This window comes from Williamsia sp. z34 (assembly GCF_059553395.1).
In genome coordinates this window covers 23939-42143 of record NZ_JCANWW010000010.1, presented here as the reverse complement: position 1 = coordinate 42143, position 18205 = coordinate 23939, and the positions used below count along the sequence as shown (strand labels likewise).

Annotated in this window: 16 protein-coding genes; 3 read left to right on the top strand and 13 right to left on the bottom strand. The window is 66.1% G+C overall.

Going from position 1 to position 18205, the window contains the following annotated elements; all coding sequences use genetic code 11:
- Positions 1-11: 11 nt before the first annotated feature.
- From AC51GT_RS21450 to glmS, 9 genes are all read right to left on the bottom strand, one after another.
- Complete coding sequence (locus AC51GT_RS21450; protein WP_496326125.1) at positions 12-869, bottom strand: class I SAM-dependent methyltransferase; 858 nt, start codon at positions 867-869, stop codon at positions 12-14.
- Positions 870-967: 98 nt separating this feature from the next.
- A complete protein-coding gene (gene tsaD, locus AC51GT_RS21445) occupies positions 968-1999 on the bottom strand; it encodes a tRNA (adenosine(37)-N6)-threonylcarbamoyltransferase complex transferase subunit TsaD (RefSeq protein WP_496330098.1) in 1032 nt (343 codons plus the stop codon).
- Positions 1996-2475, bottom strand: a complete 480-nt coding sequence (gene rimI, locus AC51GT_RS21440; protein ID WP_496330097.1) for a ribosomal protein S18-alanine N-acetyltransferase — start codon at positions 2473-2475, stop codon at positions 1996-1998. The genes tsaD and rimI overlap by 4 nt, the downstream gene beginning before the upstream one ends.
- Positions 2472-3134, bottom strand: a complete 663-nt coding sequence (tsaB, locus tag AC51GT_RS21435) for a tRNA (adenosine(37)-N6)-threonylcarbamoyltransferase complex dimerization subunit type 1 TsaB (RefSeq protein ID WP_496326128.1) — start codon at positions 3132-3134, stop codon at positions 2472-2474. Before tsaB ends, rimI begins: the two co-directional genes overlap by 4 nt.
- 115 nt (positions 3135-3249) lie before the next feature.
- The gene (gene tsaE / locus AC51GT_RS21430; protein WP_496330096.1) at positions 3250-3708 is read right to left on the bottom strand and encodes a tRNA (adenosine(37)-N6)-threonylcarbamoyltransferase complex ATPase subunit type 1 TsaE; all 459 of its coding nucleotides are present in this window, start codon (positions 3706-3708) and stop codon (positions 3250-3252) included.
- Positions 3705-4754, bottom strand: a complete 1050-nt coding sequence (locus tag AC51GT_RS21425) for an alpha/beta fold hydrolase (RefSeq protein ID WP_496326130.1) — start codon at positions 4752-4754, stop codon at positions 3705-3707. Before AC51GT_RS21425 ends, tsaE begins: the two co-directional genes overlap by 4 nt.
- Positions 4754-5899, bottom strand: a complete 1146-nt coding sequence (gene alr / locus AC51GT_RS21420) for an alanine racemase (RefSeq protein WP_496330095.1) — start codon at positions 5897-5899, stop codon at positions 4754-4756. The genes AC51GT_RS21425 and alr overlap by 1 nt, the downstream gene beginning before the upstream one ends.
- 13 nt (positions 5900-5912) lie before the next feature.
- Positions 5913-7331 (bottom strand): NAD(P)H-hydrate dehydratase, encoded by a 1419-nt coding sequence (locus AC51GT_RS21415; RefSeq protein WP_496330094.1) that lies wholly within the window; start codon positions 7329-7331, stop codon positions 5913-5915.
- A gap of 18 nt (positions 7332-7349) precedes the next feature.
- Complete coding sequence (glmS, locus tag AC51GT_RS21410) at positions 7350-9212, bottom strand: glutamine--fructose-6-phosphate transaminase (isomerizing) (protein WP_496326132.1); 1863 nt, start codon at positions 9210-9212, stop codon at positions 7350-7352.
- A 455-nt stretch (positions 9213-9667) separates the two neighbouring features.
- On the opposite strand from glmS, the gene AC51GT_RS21405 reads away from it, so the two are divergent.
- Positions 9668-10954: an alpha/beta hydrolase gene (locus AC51GT_RS21405; protein WP_496326133.1), complete on the top strand. Its 1287-nt coding sequence runs from the start codon at positions 9668-9670 to the stop codon at positions 10952-10954.
- A 110-nt stretch (positions 10955-11064) separates the two neighbouring features.
- A complete protein-coding gene (locus tag AC51GT_RS21400) occupies positions 11065-13293 on the top strand; it encodes a bifunctional lysylphosphatidylglycerol flippase/synthetase MprF (protein WP_496330093.1) in 2229 nt (742 codons plus the stop codon).
- A gap of 73 nt (positions 13294-13366) precedes the next feature.
- Here AC51GT_RS21400 and AC51GT_RS21395 read toward each other — a convergent pair whose 3' ends face one another.
- Positions 13367-14779 (bottom strand): alanine--tRNA ligase-related protein, encoded by a 1413-nt coding sequence (locus AC51GT_RS21395; RefSeq protein WP_496330092.1) that lies wholly within the window; start codon positions 14777-14779, stop codon positions 13367-13369.
- A gap of 120 nt (positions 14780-14899) precedes the next feature.
- On the opposite strand from AC51GT_RS21395, the gene AC51GT_RS21390 reads away from it, so the two are divergent.
- Entirely contained in the window at positions 14900-15757 is an 858-nt protein-coding gene (locus AC51GT_RS21390; protein ID WP_496326136.1) for a dienelactone hydrolase family protein, read from the top strand.
- 37 nt (positions 15758-15794) lie between these two features.
- Here the strand turns inward: AC51GT_RS21390 and AC51GT_RS21385 are convergent, their stop codons facing one another.
- Genes AC51GT_RS21385 through AC51GT_RS21375 form a run of 3 tightly spaced genes read right to left on the bottom strand, consistent with a single transcriptional unit; the run spans position 15795 to position 18119 of the window.
- On the bottom strand, positions 15795-16157 hold the full coding sequence (locus tag AC51GT_RS21385) for a hypothetical protein (protein ID WP_496326137.1): 363 nt from the start codon (positions 16155-16157) through the stop codon (positions 15795-15797).
- Positions 16154-17812, bottom strand: a complete 1659-nt coding sequence (locus tag AC51GT_RS21380) for a hypothetical protein (protein WP_496330091.1) — start codon at positions 17810-17812, stop codon at positions 16154-16156. The genes AC51GT_RS21385 and AC51GT_RS21380 overlap by 4 nt, the downstream gene beginning before the upstream one ends.
- On the bottom strand, positions 17805-18119 hold the full coding sequence (locus AC51GT_RS21375) for a hypothetical protein (RefSeq protein ID WP_496330090.1): 315 nt from the start codon (positions 18117-18119) through the stop codon (positions 17805-17807). Before AC51GT_RS21375 ends, AC51GT_RS21380 begins: the two co-directional genes overlap by 8 nt.
- Positions 18120-18205 lie beyond the last annotated feature (86 nt).

Sequence of the window (18205 nt, the reverse complement as noted above, 5' to 3'; positions counted from 1 at the left end):
GACGGGCCCCGTCAGGGCCGTCGGCCGGTGGCGACCAGTGCCGCGCCGGGCAGTTCGACACCGGTAGCGGTTCGATACTCGGCAACAGATTTCTGCAACCGACCGCGGAGCGAGTCCCGGACCTCGGGTGCGAGGTTCTTGATGATCGCGGCAAGCGGGCCCGCCATCACCGATACCCGATCCCACCATTGATCGAAATCTTCTGCAACACAGGGATTGTCGATGTCCCGGACCGCCACATCGACAAACCCGGCGGCATCGATCAGGCCCGTGAGGGTGGAGCTGTCCGAGAGGGAGAACGGTCCGGGCACACCCGGTGGCGGGACCTCGAAACCCAGCTCCGCGGTCACCCCGTCGAACATCACGCCGAGCCACGGATTACGTTCCCGCTCGGCCCACACGGCAATCGCCACCCGGCCACCGGGTTTGAGCACCCGGTGAATCTCGGTGAGACCCCGCCCGGGATCCACCGCGAACATCAGACCCTCGCGGCAGAGGACCGCATCAAAGGCATCTGCCGGCATCTCGATCTGCTCGATGTCCAGTACCGCCGTGGCGATGTTGGAGAACCCGAGTTGCTTCACCCGGTCGGTGGCCACCTCGACCATGTCCGGCGCCACATCCGACATCGTCACCATTCCGGCCGCACCGACGCGCCGCGCCGCGCCGATTCCACCGGCACCGGTACCGCAGGCCAGTTCCAGGACACGATCTCCGGGGATCAGGGCGAGCCCGTCGAGCATCGCCTCGGTGACCTCGGCCCCGCGCTCTTCGATGTAGTCGACGTGCGCGGCCCAACCACCGGCCACCGAATTCCACATCGCATGCAGCTGGTTGCGTAACGGATCGTTGCTGTCCGGATCGCCCATCGCGGCCTCCCATCAGGGGTTACCACCGAGGATGCGCCAACGGGTGCTGCTTGTCACGGGTTCGGGCTCGATGATGTCCGCTCGTGACACCATCGGAATCAATAGGTGCTGACCTGAACCGACAGTCCCGGGTCCGTCGCAACCGTCAACGCGGACGGAGAAGCCCCACCGGCGATGACATGCGCCCCCAATGTGGCGATCATGACACCGTTGTCGGTGCACAGACGCGGTTTCGGGATCCGAAGTGTGATGCCCGCGGCATCGCACCGTTCCTGTGCCATCGACCGGATGCGCGAGTTCGCGGTCGCGCCACCGCCGAGAACCAGCGTGTCGACACCGACGTCGCCGCACGCTCGGATGGCCTTCATCGTCAACACATCGGCGACGGCCTCCTGGAACGACGCGGCGATGTCGGCCACCGGCGGTTCCACACCGTCACGGCGGCACTTCTCCACGTACCGCGCGACTGCGGTCTTCAGACCGCTGAACGAGAAGTCGTGCCGGGCGTCGCGGGGACCGGTCATCCCACGCGGGAACTTGATGGCGTTCGGATCCCCTTGCGCGGCAGCCGCATCCAGCGCGGGTCCACCTGGAAATCCCAGGCCGAGCAACCGCGCGACCTTGTCGAAGGCCTCCCCCGCCGCATCGTCGACCGTGGTGCCGAGTTCGGCGATCGGGGCACCCAGGTCCGTGACGTGCAGCAGATGCGTGTGTCCACCCGACACCAGCAATGCGACACAGGGCGGCATCGGTCCGTGTTCGAGCGTGTCGACGGCAACGTGCCCGCCGAGATGGTTGACCGCATAGAGCGGCACATCCCAAGCTGCGGCATAGGCTTTCGCGGCCGCCACCCCGACCAGCAGCGCGCCGGCCAGACCGGGGCCGATCGTGACCGCAATGGCGTCCGGCACCTTGATGTCGGCAGCGCTCAGCGCCCGTCGCATGGTGGGCACGATCGCCTCGAGGTGCGCACGGGATGCCACTTCCGGAACCACACCGCCGTAGCGGGCATGCTCCTCGACGCTGGAGGCGACCTCATCGGCCAGCAGAGTGGTGGTGTGATCCGCGTTCCACCGAACGATGCCCACCCCGGTTTCATCGCAGGAACTCTCGATACCCATGACGATCATTGCGAATCTCCCGATTGTGACTGCTCACCGACGGCCCGGCGTCGCATCGTGTAGGCGTCGGCTCCGCTGGGCTGATAGTAGCCACGGCGCACACCCACTTCTTCGAATCCGTTGCGGCGGTAGAGATTGATGGCGGTCTCGTTGTCGGTCCGCACCTCGAGAAATACCGGTGCGTGCCGACTGTCGGCGATGTCGAGGAGCGCCGCGAGCAAGGTTCGACCGTGCCCCTGTCCTTGGAACTGCGGGTCGACGGCAATGGTGTGGATCTCACACTCGGGGTCGTCGGCGGGTCCGAGCACCGAGATCCCGGCATAGCCGATCAGCGTCTCGCCATCGCGTATGGCGAAGTAATGATTGTGCGGCACAAGGATTTCCGACCGAAAGGCCTCGGCGGGCCACGGCGAGTCCCCCTCGAACAGCAACGCTTCGATCCGGGCACATCGGGCCGCATCCCGCGTCAGGAGCGGTCCGATCATTTCTTTCGGTCCTTGAGTTCCACCGCATCGGGCCGACGAAGATACAGCGGGATCAGTGGTCCGGGTTCCACACCGGACACCAACTCTGGCAGTGCCACGACCACCAGTCCGACAGCCGTCGGTGCGGTCGCCGTCAGGATCGGGTAGTCGTAAAGACCTGTGTGACTCGGCGATCCGGCGACCGCATCGATCTGTTCACCGGCCAGCTTGGCACCGAGTTCGGCAGGCGCCATCACATCGGGTCCGTGGGTCCGGACCCCGGCGGAGTAGCGCGCCCAGTAGACCTCTCGCCGGCGGGCGTCGGTGACCACCAACAGCGAGGCGACATCGGTTGCCTGCGCGGCGATGGCGTCGAGCGAACACACCCCGTACACCGGCAGCCCCAGCGCGTCCCCGAACGCAGCGCCGGTGGCCAGCCCCACGCGCAGTCCGGTGAAGGGTCCGGGGCCCTGTCCGACCACGACCGCGTCGAGATCGGATCGGGCCAGGCCGGCCTCGTCGAGGCATTCCAGGATTCGGGTGGTCAGGATCTCTGCGTGACCGCGGGTGGTCACCTCGCTGCGCTGCGCGCGGATGACCGTCTGACCCGTTTCTGCGGTCAGTTCGACGATCCCGGTGACAACTTCGGGAGTGGCGGTATCGATGGCGAGCACAAGCACGATGAGCCAGCGTACCCGCCTCCCGATGATGTGCCCTTTTGGCGCAGCTCACCTGGGCTTTTGTTCGCCAGAAGGGCACATCACCGGGAGACGAAGCGAAGCGGAGCTCGACCCATCATCGGGGTGGGTCAGTGATCCAGCCGTAGGCGGCGGTGCGTTCGTCGGTGTCGACGTCGCGGGAGAGCCGGACCAGCAGATGCCGCCGGCTCAGCCGCTCGGCGACCCCCTCGCCCCACTCGACCACCACCACCGAATCCTCGAGGTCGGTGTCGAGATCGAGCGCATCGAGTTCGTCGAGGCCACCGAGCCGATACGCATCGACGTGGATCATGCCGGGACGGCCCTGCGCACCCGGGCGGTGCTGGCGGGCGATGATGAAGGTGGGCGACGACACCCGGCCGATCACGCCGAGTCCGGCCCCGATCCCGCGGGCCAGCGCCGTTTTGCCGGCACCGAGCGGTCCGTCGAGGATCACCACGTCACCGGCGGTGAGTTCGGCGGCGAGTTGGCGGCCGAAGGCCTCGGTGTCGGCGACGTCCGGCAGAGTGCACTGGTGTGGCAGGACCGGGTTCATGATTGCCAGGCCCGCTCGACGAGGGTCTCGATGGCGTCGGTGATGACGTCCGGGTTCTCCAGCATCACCATGTGACCGCACTCCGGGACACCCACCAGCTCGCACCCCGAGCCCAATCGGTTGTGCAGTTCCACCGAGTTCGGCAGCGGGGTGACCTTGTCCTCGTACCCGCACGCAACCAGGGTCGGGACCGCCGACAGGACTGCCAGCCCCGCGGTCTCATCATGTTCTTCGAGAGATCGCAGGAAGTTGACCACGGTGTCGATCCGGGTCCGCTGGATGACCGATTCCACGTATTCGCTGACCGCCGGTGAATGGAAGGTGGATCCGAAACTGCCGGCCGCGAGGACCGGGGCCATCAGCATCCGGGTCAACCCGCGCCCGGCCTCCACCGCGCGCGGTGCCTGCCGCACCGACAACCGGAAGGCATCCACCAGGGGATTTTGCAGTCCCCGTCCCAGTCCCGCCTCGGCGATGCCGTGCGCGGCCGAGGCCACCAGCCCCACCCCGAGGACCCTTGTCCCGAACAGTTCGGGTCGCCGGCTGGCCAGTGCCATGATCGCCATCCCGCCCATCGAATGACCGACCACGACGACCGGTCCGGTCGGGACCACGGTTCGCAGGACGGCCTCGAGGTCGGCGGCCATCTGGGTGATGGTGCACGATCCGGGCGAGGCCTGTCCCGACTCGCCGTGGCCGCGTTGGTCGAAGAAGAGCATCCGGACGTCTGGGCCCCACCGCTTTTCGAGATCGCGGCGCTGGAAGTGCCACGTCGACATGCGCAGGCAGAATCCGTGGACGAACACAACCGTCAGCGGTGCGTCAGCGGGGCCGACCTCCCGAACAGCAAGTGGCACACCGTCGTCCGCGACAACGATGCTCGCGTGGTCGGTGTAGATCAAACCGAAATCCTCGATCGAATTCGGATCCGCGGTGGCCGGTTGCCTGCGGGTCAGCGACCGGGCCGCCGCACCGAGCGCCAACGCGCCCAGCGTCGCGACACCCGCAGTGCCCGCGAGGATCTCGAGTCGTCCGGATCGCTCCATCAGGCCACCTCACCGCCACCGGGCGTGGTGACATAGGTACGGACCGCACGGCCACGGATACCCGAGATGATCTCGTAGTCGATGGTGCCGATCGCCTCTGCCCATTCGAGCGCGGTCGGACCCCCGCCGGCGCCGGTGCCGAACAGGATGGCCCGATCCCCGACGGCCACGCCGCCACCGTCGGGGCCGACATCGATCACCATCTGGTCCATGCAGACGCGCCCCACATTGGGGTATCGGCGTCCGTTGATCTGCACGTCGAGTGTGTTCGACAGCAGCCGGGGCACACCGTCGGCATACCCGGCCGGCAGCAGCGCAACGGTGGTGTCTTGCTGTGCCACCCAGCTGTGACTGTACGAAACACCCTGTCCCGCCGGAACTTTCTTCACCGAGAGCACCTCGGCCGACAAGGTCATCACCGGGATCAGACCGAAGTCACCGAGATCGGGGATCGGTGAGCGCCCATAGATCGCAATACCCGGACGCACCAGGTCGCGCGCGAGATCGGGCCGCATCAGGGTGGCCGCCGAATTGGCGATGTGCCGCACTGCAACCGGCGCCCCCACCCGCGCCAGATCGGCAGCGGCCTCGTCCAGCCGCTGCGCCTGCAGATCGTTGAGCGGATGTTCGGGTTCGTCCCCCCGCACGAGGTGACTCATCGCGCCGTGCAGGGTGATCACCTGTTCGGCGACGGCCTTTGCCAACGCGTCCCTGGTGTCGTCCCACTCGGTGATGTGCACGCCGTTGCGGGCCAGACCCGTGTCGACCTTCACCGTCACCGACGCGGTGCGTCCGGCGGTGCGTGCCGCGGCCACCACCGCCTCGAGCTCCCGAGAGGAGGAGATCCCCAACTGGATGTCCGCCTCGACGGCCGAGACGAAGTCGGAGTTGCTGCCGTGCAGCCAGGCCAGCACCGGGGCGGTGATCCCGGCGCGGCGCAGTTCGAGCGCCTCGTCGATCGTCGTCACACCCAACTCGGCGGCGCCTGCCGCCAGCGCTGCCCGGCCGACCTCGACTGCACCGTGGCCGTAGGCATCTGCTTTCACCACCGCGATGATCTGGGCGGTGGTGTGCGAGCGGAGGACGCCGATGTTGTGCGAGACCGCCGAAAGGTCGATCCGCGCTTCTAGTGCCGGAGTGTTCATCACGTCCATTCTCTCACCTACGACCACCGAGCAATTCACGCAAGGTCGGCGAGAGTGCCCTGACCAGGGCCGATGCTCCGATCGGAGCCGTGTCGCCCGATGCGGTGATCGCGGCCAGCGCGTGGACCCGAGCCGCGGCCGCGCCGGCGAGCGAGGCATCGATGCCGGCCGCGAGCAGACTGCCCGCCATACCGGAGAGAACGTCACCGGCACCGGCCGTCGCCGCCCAGGACGACCGCGCGTCGTTGATCAGGGTCAGGTCGTCGGCCCCGGCGATCACCGTGGCGCGCCCCTTGAGCAGTACCGTCGCCTGCAGTTCGCCGGCCAGTTCACGCACCGCGGCGATGCGGTCCGGGCCCGGCGCCGAGCCGGTCAGGCGGGCGAACTCACCGGCGTGCGGGGTCAGCAGGGTCGGTGCATCGCGGCCGACGACCAGATCCCGGTGAGCGGCGACCAGCGTGAGGCCATCGGCGTCGATCAGTACCGGCAGATCGGTGGACAGGACGTACTCCAGCCGGCGGAGCCCGTCGGCATCGGTGCCGGCGCCCGGGCCCACCACCCAGGCCTGCACGGTGCCGGCGTTTTCCGGTTCATCGGCCACCACGGTCTCCGGATACTGTGCCAGCACGTGCGGACCGGCGCCTCCGGCGTATCGGACCATGCCCGACGTCGCCGACACCGCGGCCCCGGTACACAGCACCCCGGCTCCCGGATAGCGGGCCGAACCGGCCACGATCCCGACCACCCCCTGGCTGTACTTGTCGTCCGCAGGCCCGGGGATCGGCCAGAGTGCCGCCACGTCGTCGTCGGTGAGTTGACCGGCCGTCGGTTCGGTGGCATCGATACCGATGTCCGCCACCACGATTCGACCGCACTGCGTCGCCGCCATCACATGGGCGATCCGCGCCGCCCCGAAGGTCACCGTGACCGCGGCCTTGACGGCGGGTGTGTTGACGAACCCGGTGTCGGCCTCGACACCCGACGGGATGTCCACCGCAACGATCGGCGCCTCCGTCGTGGCCAGGACTTCCGCAGCCGCTGGGCGCAACGGGCCGGTCCCACTGAGACCGACGATTCCGTCGATGATCAGATCGACTGCGGTGGGGAATCTTTCGACGACCACACCACCGGCCTTTTCAAACGCTGCCAGTCCGGCTGCGTGCGTACGATCGCCGAGCAGCACCGCCTGCACCTGCACCCCACGACGACGGAGCTCAGCCGCCGCGTAGAGCGCATCCCCGCCGTTGTCACCGGATCCGGCGACCACCCCGACCAGCCGGCCATAACAACCACCTGCCCGGGACTTCAGTTCGGCGGCAACCACTTCGGCGACCGCATGCGCAGCCCTACGCATCAACACACCACCGGACAGCAGATCACCGGTGGCCGCCTCGGCCTCCCGGATCCGGTCGGCACTGAAGTAGCTGATCATGGCCGCGATCCCCCCGGACTACTCGACGGTGACGGACTTGGCCAGGTTCCGTGGCTTGTCCACGTCATAACCTCTGGCCTGCGCGACCGCGGCGGCGAACACCTGCAGCGGCACCGTCGAGACCAGCGGCTGGAGCAGTGTCGGGGTCTGCGGGATCCGGATCAGATGGTCGGCGACGTCGACCACTGATTCGTCGCCCTCTTCGGCGATGACGATCGTGGTCGCGCCGCGGGCCTGGATCTCCCGGATGTTGCTGATCATCTTGGAGTGCAGCACCGCACGTCCGGTCGGGGACGGCATCACGATGATGACCGGGAGTTCGTCCTCGATCAGCGCGATCGGGCCGTGCTTGAGTTCTCCGGCGGCAAAGCCCTCGGCGTGGATGTAGGCGAGCTCCTTGAGCTTGAGTGCGCCCTCGAGTGCCACCGGATAACCCACGTGCCGACCCAGGAACAGGACTGTCCCGCAGTGGGCGAGGTCGCGGGCGAGTGATCGAACCGGTTCCATGGTGTCGAGCACCTTGCTGACCGCGGCGGGCATCGCCTCGAGTGCGGCAAACTCTCGGGCCACCTCGTCGGGGTACTTGGTGCCGCGCGCCTGCGCCAGCGCCAATCCGACCAGGTAGGTCGCGGTGATCTGCGCGAGGAAACACTTGGTCGACGCCACGCCGATCTCGGGTCCGGCGTGGGTATAGAGGACGGCATCGGATTCGCGCGGGATCTGCGCACCGTTGGTGTTGCAGATCGCCAGCACCTTGGCCTTCTGATCCTTGGCGTGTCGAACCGCCTCGAGGGTATCGGCGGTCTCCCCCGACTGCGAGATCGCCACCACCAGCGTCGACCGGTCCAGCACCGGGTCGCGATAGCGGAACTCGCTGGCCAGTTCGACCTCGACCGGCAGCCGGGTCCAGTGCTCGATTGCATACTTCGAGAGCAATCCGGCGTGGTAGGCGGTACCGCAGGCCACGACGAAGACCTTGTCGATGTCACGCAGGTCGTCGTCGGTCAGCCGCTGTTCGTCGAGGACGATGCGCCCGTTCTCGAAGTGACCGAGCAGGGTGTCGGCGAGCGCCTGCGGCTGCTCGGCGATCTCCTTGAGCATGAAGTAGTCGTAGCCACCCTTTTCCGCGGCGGCGAGGTCCCAGTCGATGTGGAACGGCTTACCCGGTTGCACGTTCTTCTCGAAGTCGGTGATCAGGTAACTGTCGGCGGTGATGACCACCACCTGGTCCTGGCCGAGTTCGACGGCGTCGCGGGTGTGCTCGATGAATGCCGCCACATCGGAACCGACGAACATCTCGCCCTGCCCGACACCCACGACGAGCGGTGTCGACCGGCGGGCGGCGACGATCGTGTCGGGGTGATCGGCATGCGTGAACACGAGCGTGAAGGCGCCCTCGAGACGCTCGAGGACGGCATATGCACTGGCCACGAAGTCGCCGGCAGTGGGTCCGGACGCGTACTGCAGGTACATCATGTGCACTGCGGTCTCGGTGTCGGTGTCCGACGAGAACTCGATGCCGGCCTGCTCCACCTCACCCCGCAACGTGGCGAAGTTCTCGATGATCCCGTTGTGGACCACCGCGATCTTGCCGTCGATGCTGGTGTGCGGATGCGCATTGCGGTCGGTGGGCCGACCGTGGGTTGCCCATCGGGTGTGCCCGATACCGGTGGTACCGCTGAACGACTCGCGCCCGATGGAGGCGAGTTCCTTGTCGAGGTTCTCCAGGCGTCCGGCCTTCTTCTCGACTGCAGCGTTACCCGCGCCGTCCAGAATCGCGACTCCGGCCGAGTCGTAACCGCGGTACTCCATCCGCCGCAGCGCCTCGACCACAACCTCGAGAGCATCGCGTCTGCCCACGTATCCGACGATTCCACACATAGTGCTACAGGGTACTTGCCGCCTGCGGCAGGAGTGAATTGCCGCAAGCAGAACCTGATTTACGAAACCAAAATGCCGCTTCGGCGTGACAGGGAACCACATTTCTGGTTAAGGTAAGCGCACTCTTGGAGTTCACGGAGCGAAAGCGCCGCGAGAGTCAAGGGGGATGCGTCAGTTGGGACGCCCTCGATACGTTCGATCCGTATGTCCTCCACCACCGGTGGCCAATTCGATTGGCACCCAGACATTGTTGAATATCAATTCAGATACCTTCGACAACTCTTTTCCCCGGCGATGGAATCAATGATTCTTGACGTCCGGATTGTTTCCACGAATCATCCGACACACTCGCGCCAATTCCCTTCCCAAACTACATATACGGGCATTTTTGCAGGTACCTTTCCATAAGCGGTGATCCCCCCGCGTCGGTGATCACCAGCATTTGAAGGACAAGCATGAATTGGCTCTGGGACTTATCGGTACTCGATGGCGCGCTGCCATGGATCGTCGACATCGCCGGGTTCGCCGGCCTCGGCTGGCTCGTTCTGTTCTTCCGCAAGAAGTACCTGCTGGTGGTGGTCCCGGCCGCGGCCGCGGCCGCGGTGGTATTGGTGCTGTTGGCCAAGTGGCTCATCGAGGACGTCTGGACGCTCTTTTCCGATGCGGTGCCCACCAAGTGCTATATCTGGGCCGGGGTGGCGGTGTTCGCGGCACTGCTCTTCGTTCCGAGACTGGTGATGGGGAGCGGTCGCATCGGTAGGGTCATCACCGTTTTCGCGGCCGTATTCGCGATTGTCATGCCCCTATCCGCGATCAATCAACATTTCAGCGAATACCCCACGCTCGGCTCGGTGTTCGGCATCAATCACTTCAAGACGATCTCCATTGAAGAGGCGAGCAAAACCGACCTCAAAACCGTGTCGCCAAATGAATGGAAGAACCCTCATGATCTGCCCGCCCAGGGCAGCATCAGCACTGCGTCGATTCCGCCCACGGCATCGGAGTTCACCGCGCGCCCGGCGAAGATCTATCTTCCCCCCGCCTATTTCTCCCACCCCCGCCCATTGCTTCCGGTTCTGGTCCTGATGGCCGGACAACCCGGATCCCCTCAGGACTGGCTCGTCGGCGGCCGACTGTCCGAGACGATGGACCACTACGCGAACCAGAACGACGGGTTGGCGCCGATCGTGGTTGTGGCCGACGCCACCGGCAGCGCGCTGGCCAATCCCCTGTGCACGGACTCAAAACTGGGCAACGCAGCGACCTATCTCTCACAAGACGTCCCGAACTGGATCAAACAGAGCTTCCAGGTCGACGAGGATGCGAAGGCGTGGGCCATCGGTGGGCTCTCCTACGGCGGCACCTGCGCATTGCAGATGACCACCAATCATCCGGAGATCTACCCGACATTCATCGACCTGTCCGGGCAGTTGGAGCCCACACTCGGCAACCGCAAACAGACCGTCGACGCGGCATTCGCCGGCGATGACGCCAAGTTCGTCGCCGTCAACCCGATGGACCTGATGAAAACCAGGCAGTACCCGGGCGTGGCAGGCGCATTCGTGGTCGGCAAACAGGATGCCGAATATCGGTCAGGACTTCAGCAGGTCTACGAAACCGCGAAGGCCGCCGGGATGGACGTGCATTTCAGCACCGTGCCGGGTGGCCACTCGTTTGCCGTCTGGTCAGCGGGCCTGAGACAGGAAATGCCTTGGCTCGGTACCCGACTCGGTCTGCCATGAGCCAGATGACGGCCCCGACGGCAAGCGACGTGAATCACAATGTGGCCTGATCCTCCGTTCCGGCCCGTCAATCACCGGACACGTCCGGCGAAAAACAACGAGAGGTGCCGATGAGCACGCCCGAGACCCCCAGCGAGGCAACCCCGGCCGACCCGGTGGCAGCCACCCCGGCAGCCGCCGAGACGACGACGGCGCAAGCGACAGTCGCACCACCACCACCACCGGCCCCCGCGCAGACACCCGTAGAGCCTGCGGCACCGTCGGCGGTCGCCAAGGTCGTCAGGGTCATCGGCCAGACGATTCGGAGGGTCCCGTTCACCATCTCCCTCATCGCGCTCATCCTGATGGTGGGCATCGCCACCGGGTCACTATGGGGGGCGGTCGAGCACAAGAGCTGGTTCGACGACGTCGCGTACGGCTATGCGCCGCTGACCGAGGGCAAGTTGTGGACGCCCCTGTCCGGCACCCTCTTCGGCCTCCACCCACTGCGATACCTCAGCATCGTCCTGCTGCTTGCGATTTTTGTCGGCTGGTCCGAATGGCTGCTGGGCACACTGCGGGTGGCGTGTGTCGCGATCGTCGGCCAGATCGTCGGAATCCTCGGCGCGATCGCCTTCATCGCGATCTTCTTGCCGACGTCGTGGCGCTGGGTCGATAACCTCTCCGAGGTCCACGACGTCGGCGTGAGCACCGCGGTCGTGGCATCGGTGGCCGCGGCGACCGCCTGCCTGCGATCCCCGTGGCGGCTTCGCGCCCGCGCGATCCTCCTTGCCTACGTGGCGATTTCGTTCCTGTTCGAGGGAACCCTCGCCGATGTCTCACACCTGATCGCAGTGGCCGTCATGCTGGTCATCGGCGAGAAGTTCTTCAGCCGCGACGAATCGGGCGTGATGCCCCGTACCCGGCAAGAGATCCGGATGATCAGCTTCCTCGGACTGGTCCTGATCGGGGTCGTGAACATCGCCGTTGCGCTGTTCCCGGGCGACGGACCCTTCGGTCCCACCGACTCGACCGACGACCTGAGCTGGGGATCGATCGTCACGATGATCTTCGTGCTGCTCATCGCCGACCAGCTACGTCGCGGCCGCCGGTGGGCCTGGTGGATCACCGTGGTCTACGGCGTGTTGTACATCGTCGCGCTCATCGTGGTCATCATCGCGCTGATCACCTCGTCGTATGAGGGCCAGGGTGCGGTCACCGTGGGGACCGGCCTGCTCTGGATCGTCGAATTGGTCCTGCTGTTCAACGGTCGTTACGCCTTCACCGTCCCGTTCAACAGCCGAAAAGTAATGGCAGGAAACGGTGGACCGGATCCGGCCGAACAGGTGCGCACGCTGTTGAAACAGCACGGCGGCAGCACGATGAGCTGGATGATCACCTGGGAGAACAACCGCTACGCCTTCACGGAAGACGGCACGGGTGTCATCGGGTACCAGCGTCCCGCCGGCACCCTAGTCGCACTCGCCGACCCGGTCTGCGCTCCGGACAAACTCACCGAGACGGTCCGGGAGTTCACCGACCTCGCCGAGAACAGCGGCCGGATACCGTTCTGGTTCTCCGTCAGCGAGAGAACCGCGACCGTCGCCCGTGACATGGGTTGGCGCACACTGCAGATCGCCGAGGACACCATCATCGACCTACCGACGCTGGCGTTCAAAGGTAAACCGTGGCAGGACATCCGGTCTGCCATCAACCGGGCGAAGAAGGAGGGCATCACCTTCAAGCTCACCACCTTGAAGGACGAGCCGTTCGCGGTACTCGCCCAGGTCCGGGCGATCTCCGAGGAATGGGTGGGCGACAAGGATCTCCCCGAGATGGGGTTCACCCTGGGGAGCGTGGAAGAAGCCCTCGACCCCGAGGTCCGGATCGCGCTGGCCACCGATGAGAGCGGATCGATCCACGGTGTGCTCTCCTGGCTGCCGGTCTTCGGACCCGACGGCACCATGCGCGGATGGACGCTCGACGTGATGCGACGCCGCGACGACGGCTTCCGCCCCTGCATCGAGTTCCTCATCGCCAGCTCCGCGCTGGCGTTCAAAGCCGAAGGTGCACAGATCCTCTCGCTGTCGGGCGCCCCACTGGCGCGGGCCGAGAACGAGTCGGGCGATGCCGAGGCGATGGATCGTCTTCTCGACACCCTGGGTGCGGCGATGGAACCGTTCTACGGATTCCGTTCCCTGCACGCGTTCAAGATGAAGTTCCAACCCCGGTACGAGCCGGTCTACATGTGCTTCCGCGACGAGGGCGACCTGCCCCGTATCGGAATCGCGCTGACCCGCGCGTACCTACCGAATGCCACCCCGGGTCAGATGCTCAGGTTGGCGACGAACAGGGAGTGATCGCGCCGACGCGCATGCCGCGGATCCGGCCGCCGCACCCATGACGGGGTGCGGCGGCCGGACCAGCGAACGCCTAGACGGTCCCGGCCCCGAGCTTGGTCGAGGCGTGTGACCGGGCGCGCTGCGCCTCGATGGCGTCATCGAACTCCCTGCGCCAGTTCTCGGTCAGCGGCAACCCACGGGTGACCGCCTCCTCGGCCGACAACTCCACCGGGAATCCGAACGTGTCCGAGAGCTTGAAGAGGTCATCACCGGTGACGGCGTCACCGGTCTTGCCGAGGCGTTTGAGCTCTCGCAGTCCCTTGCCCAGCGTCCGGCGGAACGACCGCTCCTCTTTCTCGAGCACCGCGATCACGACGTCACGTCGCTGCGCGACCTCGGGGTAGGCCTCGGTGTAGAGGTCGGCCACCACCGGGACGAGCTGCGTCAGCAGATTCTGTTCCACCCCGAGCTGATGGGCGAATCGGATCGCACGACGCAGCAGACGCCGCATCACGTAGCCCTGTTCCTTGTTCGACGGGACCACACCGTCGACGGCCAGGAAGACCGCCCCGCGGATATGGTCGGCGATCACCCGCATCGCGACAGTATTGTCCTCATACGATTTCGCGGTGAGCTCTTCGATCTTTTCGACGATGGGCCAGAGCAGACTGATCCGGTACACGTCGGGACTGTCGATCGCTGCGGCCGCGATCCGTTCGAGGCCACCGCCGTAATCGACGTTTCGCTTCGGTAATTGGGCGAACCCGTCGTCGGTCTTCGCATATTGCATGAAGACCGAGTTGCCGATTTCCATGTATTGTCCGCCGTCGGAGTTCTGATGCGGGTACTTGCCGAAAGCGGTGTCGTGCTCGACCTGCGGGAAATAGTAGAAGACCTCGCTGTCGGGGCCACCGGGATCGCCCACCGGCATGGTCTCCGGACCTCCCGAGCGCGACCACCAGTTCTTGTCGCTGTAATAGGCGATCCGCGCGCCCTGATTGCCCTGTTCGTTGCCCTGCTCTTCGGTGAGCAGGACAACCCGGTCCGCAGAAACCCCTGCCTTGGTGAACAACTCGGACCAGATGTCGGCACTCTCGTCGTCCCGCGGAATGCCGTTCTCCGGATCGCCGGCGAACACGGTGACGTAGATACGGTTCGGGTCCAGACCGACGATGTCGGTCAGGAAATGCCAGAACTGTGGAATCTGTTCGGATTTGAAGTAATCACCCAGACTCCAGTTACCCAACATCTCGAAAAAAGTGGTGTGCCGGTTGTCGCCGACCTCCTCGATGTCCTGCGAGCGTAAACAGGTCTGCGAATCGGCAAGCCGATTGCCTTCGGGATGCTCTTGACCGAGCAGGTACTTCAGTAGTGGCTGCATACCGCTGCCGGTGAACAAAGTGGTGGGGTCGTCCTGCGGCACCAGAAGAGATCGCGGGATCAGGGCATGGCCCTTTTCCTGCATCAAAGACAGATAGGCACTGCGGATTTTGTTGGCATCCATTGGATTACTCTCCCAATGTCCGGAACCAATTGCGCGCTGAAACGGCACTCTGGGCCGAACTTGCTTTCTTTAGGCGATGGCCTACTGCCGTTGGTCGGCGCGATCACCTAGAGTCAGATCGTGGCCAACCCCAAGAAGCTTCTCTCGCAGCTGTCCAGAACCGGACCGCACAAGGTCCTGCGCGGCGACATGGCGATCATCGGGCTCCCCGGAACCGTCTACACGCCGGCCGAGGGCAAAGACCTCGCCGGCATCGCCTTCGGGCACGGCTGGCTGACCGGCGCCAGGCAGTACTACAAGACGCTTGCGCATCTGGCTTCCTGGGGCATCGTCGCAGCGGCGCCGTCCACCGAGAAAGGCATGCTCGGCTCGGACGAGGGCCTTGCTGCCGACCTCGAGACAGCGCTGGGCGTGATCAGCGAGGTGCGTCTCGGGACCGGCAACATCACCGTGAACAAGCATCGCCTCGGGCTGGTCGGCCACGGTTTCGGGGCGGGCGCAGCCACCCTCGCGGCCTCCCGCAGTGACCGCGCGAAGGCACTGGCCGCGCTGTATCCGGCGCCGACGAGCAAGGCTGTGCTGCCGGCGGCCGCAAACATCCGGATCCCGACGATGATCCTGACCGCGCCGGGTGAGTTCGAATCGATGACCTCGAACGCGTTGGCGCTGCGGCGCGCGCTGCCGGCCGAAGCCCAGCCCGTTCTGCGATTGGTGCCCAGGGCCGACAACCGCGGCCTGGCCGAGGGATTCAGCGTGCGTGGCGCACTCGGCGCCGGCGGTAACAGCAGAGCCACCCAGCGCGCGACCCGCGGCGTCCTCACCGGTTTCTTGCTCCATCAGCTGACCTCGGACAACACCTACTCCGCATTCAGCGACCCCGAGGCCGCACTGGGCAAGATGCTCACCGTCGATCCGGAATCACTGCCGCCGGGCACCGAAGATGTGATCGATCCACTGACCCGATTGCTCCGCAAGTAACTTGCGCTTGCCGCAGGCCCCGTCCGGCGGAGATCTCTCAGCGGTCGGTCAGCCAGCCGTTCTCGAACGATGAATCCACGCCGGTGGCGACCCGGTGGTGCACGGACGCGGTCGGCTCTTCGGTCCCGGCCTCGACGGTGTTCTCGGCTCCGGTTTCGATCGGGACCGATCCGGCGACGGGCGTGTGTGGGCTCAGGTCGATGTCGTCAGCGGGCAGGAGGATCGCACCACCCCGGGCGATCGATTCGCGCGTGACACCGCGACGATGCCGATCATCGGCGGCCTGCACCCGGACGCGTTCACCGAGTGCGGCCACCTGCCGCTCATAGCCCTTTGTCGCGGCGACAGTCTTGCGCTGTGCTGCGGCCACGATCTCGTCGAATTGATCCGCAATACTCATTGGTCACCGGCCAAGGCCAGCTGCCCGTCGTCCGCAGGTGTGCCTTCGTCGCTCTGTGGCGACGATTGCGGCGACACCGGCGTCGCCTCCTCAGGCGAGGTGTCACCGACTCCGGGCGTGGTGTGTTCTGGGCCCGGCACCGGCCGCGCGGCGGTCTGTGGTGACGCCTGCGGAAGCGGGGGCGGCCCGCCCGAATCGGCGGGCGGGCACGGCGTTTGCCCCGCTTCCGGGGGCACGGCGACCGCATCTGGAGCCGACGACGGTACCGGGACCTTCTGTTCGGGGACCGCATCCTGTTCGCCGTGCACCTCCTCGGCGGCAGGCGTTTCCTGGTCTTCGGTGTGCCCCGGCTCGATTGCCGCCTCCGGGCTACCGATCGAACCATCCGGCCGGACTTCCAGGACGTGGGTATCGGTATCGCCGCCGGCCCCGGTCACCGCCAGCGTCACCGACGCACCGTCGGGACCCGCCTTGATCTCGATCACCCTGTCGCCCAGCATGATCGAAGCGGCCGAGCCGGGGTCCGGACCGCGGCGGCCATCGGTCCCCGCCGAATCTTCCTCCGGACCCGCATCGAACGACCCGTCGGCCGACAGCCCACCCTGGGCGACAACGGTGGTGATCGCTTCGGCCAAGCCGGTCATCGCAGCGGCAGCGAGCGTGCCGACAGCACCGAGGAGCGGCCCCAGCAGTTCCGACGCAGCCTCTCCCGAGAACGCCGATGTACTCACCGCGGGCGTTGTGACCATGGCCGGCGACGTGACCACGGGCGGCGAAAGCCCGGCAGCAACCGCCGGGCCGTCCGGGCCGTCCGGGCCACCGGACGCCGGGGACAACGAGCCCACGGTTCCCCCGCTCCGGCCCTCCGGCTGAGCCCCGCCGTCCGATGACTGCGCGACGCCCGCCGTCTGTACACCCGCCCCAACAGCCAAGCCGGAGTCACCTCCCTGACCTGCCGGCTCATCGGCCGCTTCGGGTTGTCCCCCGGTTGCGGCCGGACAGTCGGCGCTGCCGACCGCGGCCATGGCAGCGCACAGACCCGACAGAATTGCTTCGATGGCCTCATCGCAGGTCGTCACCGCTGCGCCGAACAGATCGACGGCGGCGGAGATCGCGGCCCGGAGTTCGACGTGGTGTGTGAAACAGGCCGTATTCATCTTCAGCCACAGCGCAATCGGAACACCGAGAAGACTGTCCGCGTCGATCGTCCCGATGCAGCCGTACTGGGTGAAACGTGCGACATCTATGCAGTCGGCGGCGATCAGCATGCCGGCACCGATCGCAGATATCTCCGCGAGATCGGTCTCGGCGCGGGGCAGTATCGTCCGGAGTTGCTGCCGCGCGTCGATCCCGGAACCATCCGGCCAGGCATCCGCCAGCGCACCCTCGTGCTGCTTCTGGACGTCGACCGCCGATGTCACGGTTGCGTGGAGTTGTTGCACCACAACGCCGTCAGCTCGCAGTCGAGCCGTACTGAGGTCGTCGGATTGACAGAAGCGGCTGCGAAAAGCCGAGAACTCCGGGAAGTCGGTCATGCCCAGACGCTGCGCCAGTGGGGCGACATGTACAAAGAACTGCAAGGCGGATTCGGCCGCCTCACGCGCGGCGGCCAGGTCTGACTGCAGGCTCGCGCCGGTGCCCGGCCCCCTACCCACGACCCACTTCCCCAGTGCCGAACGAATCGGCATTGGTCGTGTCCTGTCCGCCCAGGGTGTCGGCCGCACTCGCCAAACCCTCGCCGAACTGCCGCGTCGCTCGCGCCAGGACTCGCACGCTCTGCGCCATCGCCAACAACCCTGCGCTGTAGGCCAACTCGTGATGCGCGTAACGGCGGCCGAGCTGGGCACCGAAGTCGCACTCCCCCAAACCCGTACACGCGACATCAACGGTTCGCGCGGCCTCCCCGAAAATGCCCCCGATCCGCCTGACCTCCGGCGGGTCGATACGGGTCGAATCGCCCATGTTCACCTCCCGCCAGGTAAGACGCGCCACCGTCGGGTCAGGTTCCCCTCGTCGGCCCGAAAATTGTGCGGCGGTCGATATCACCG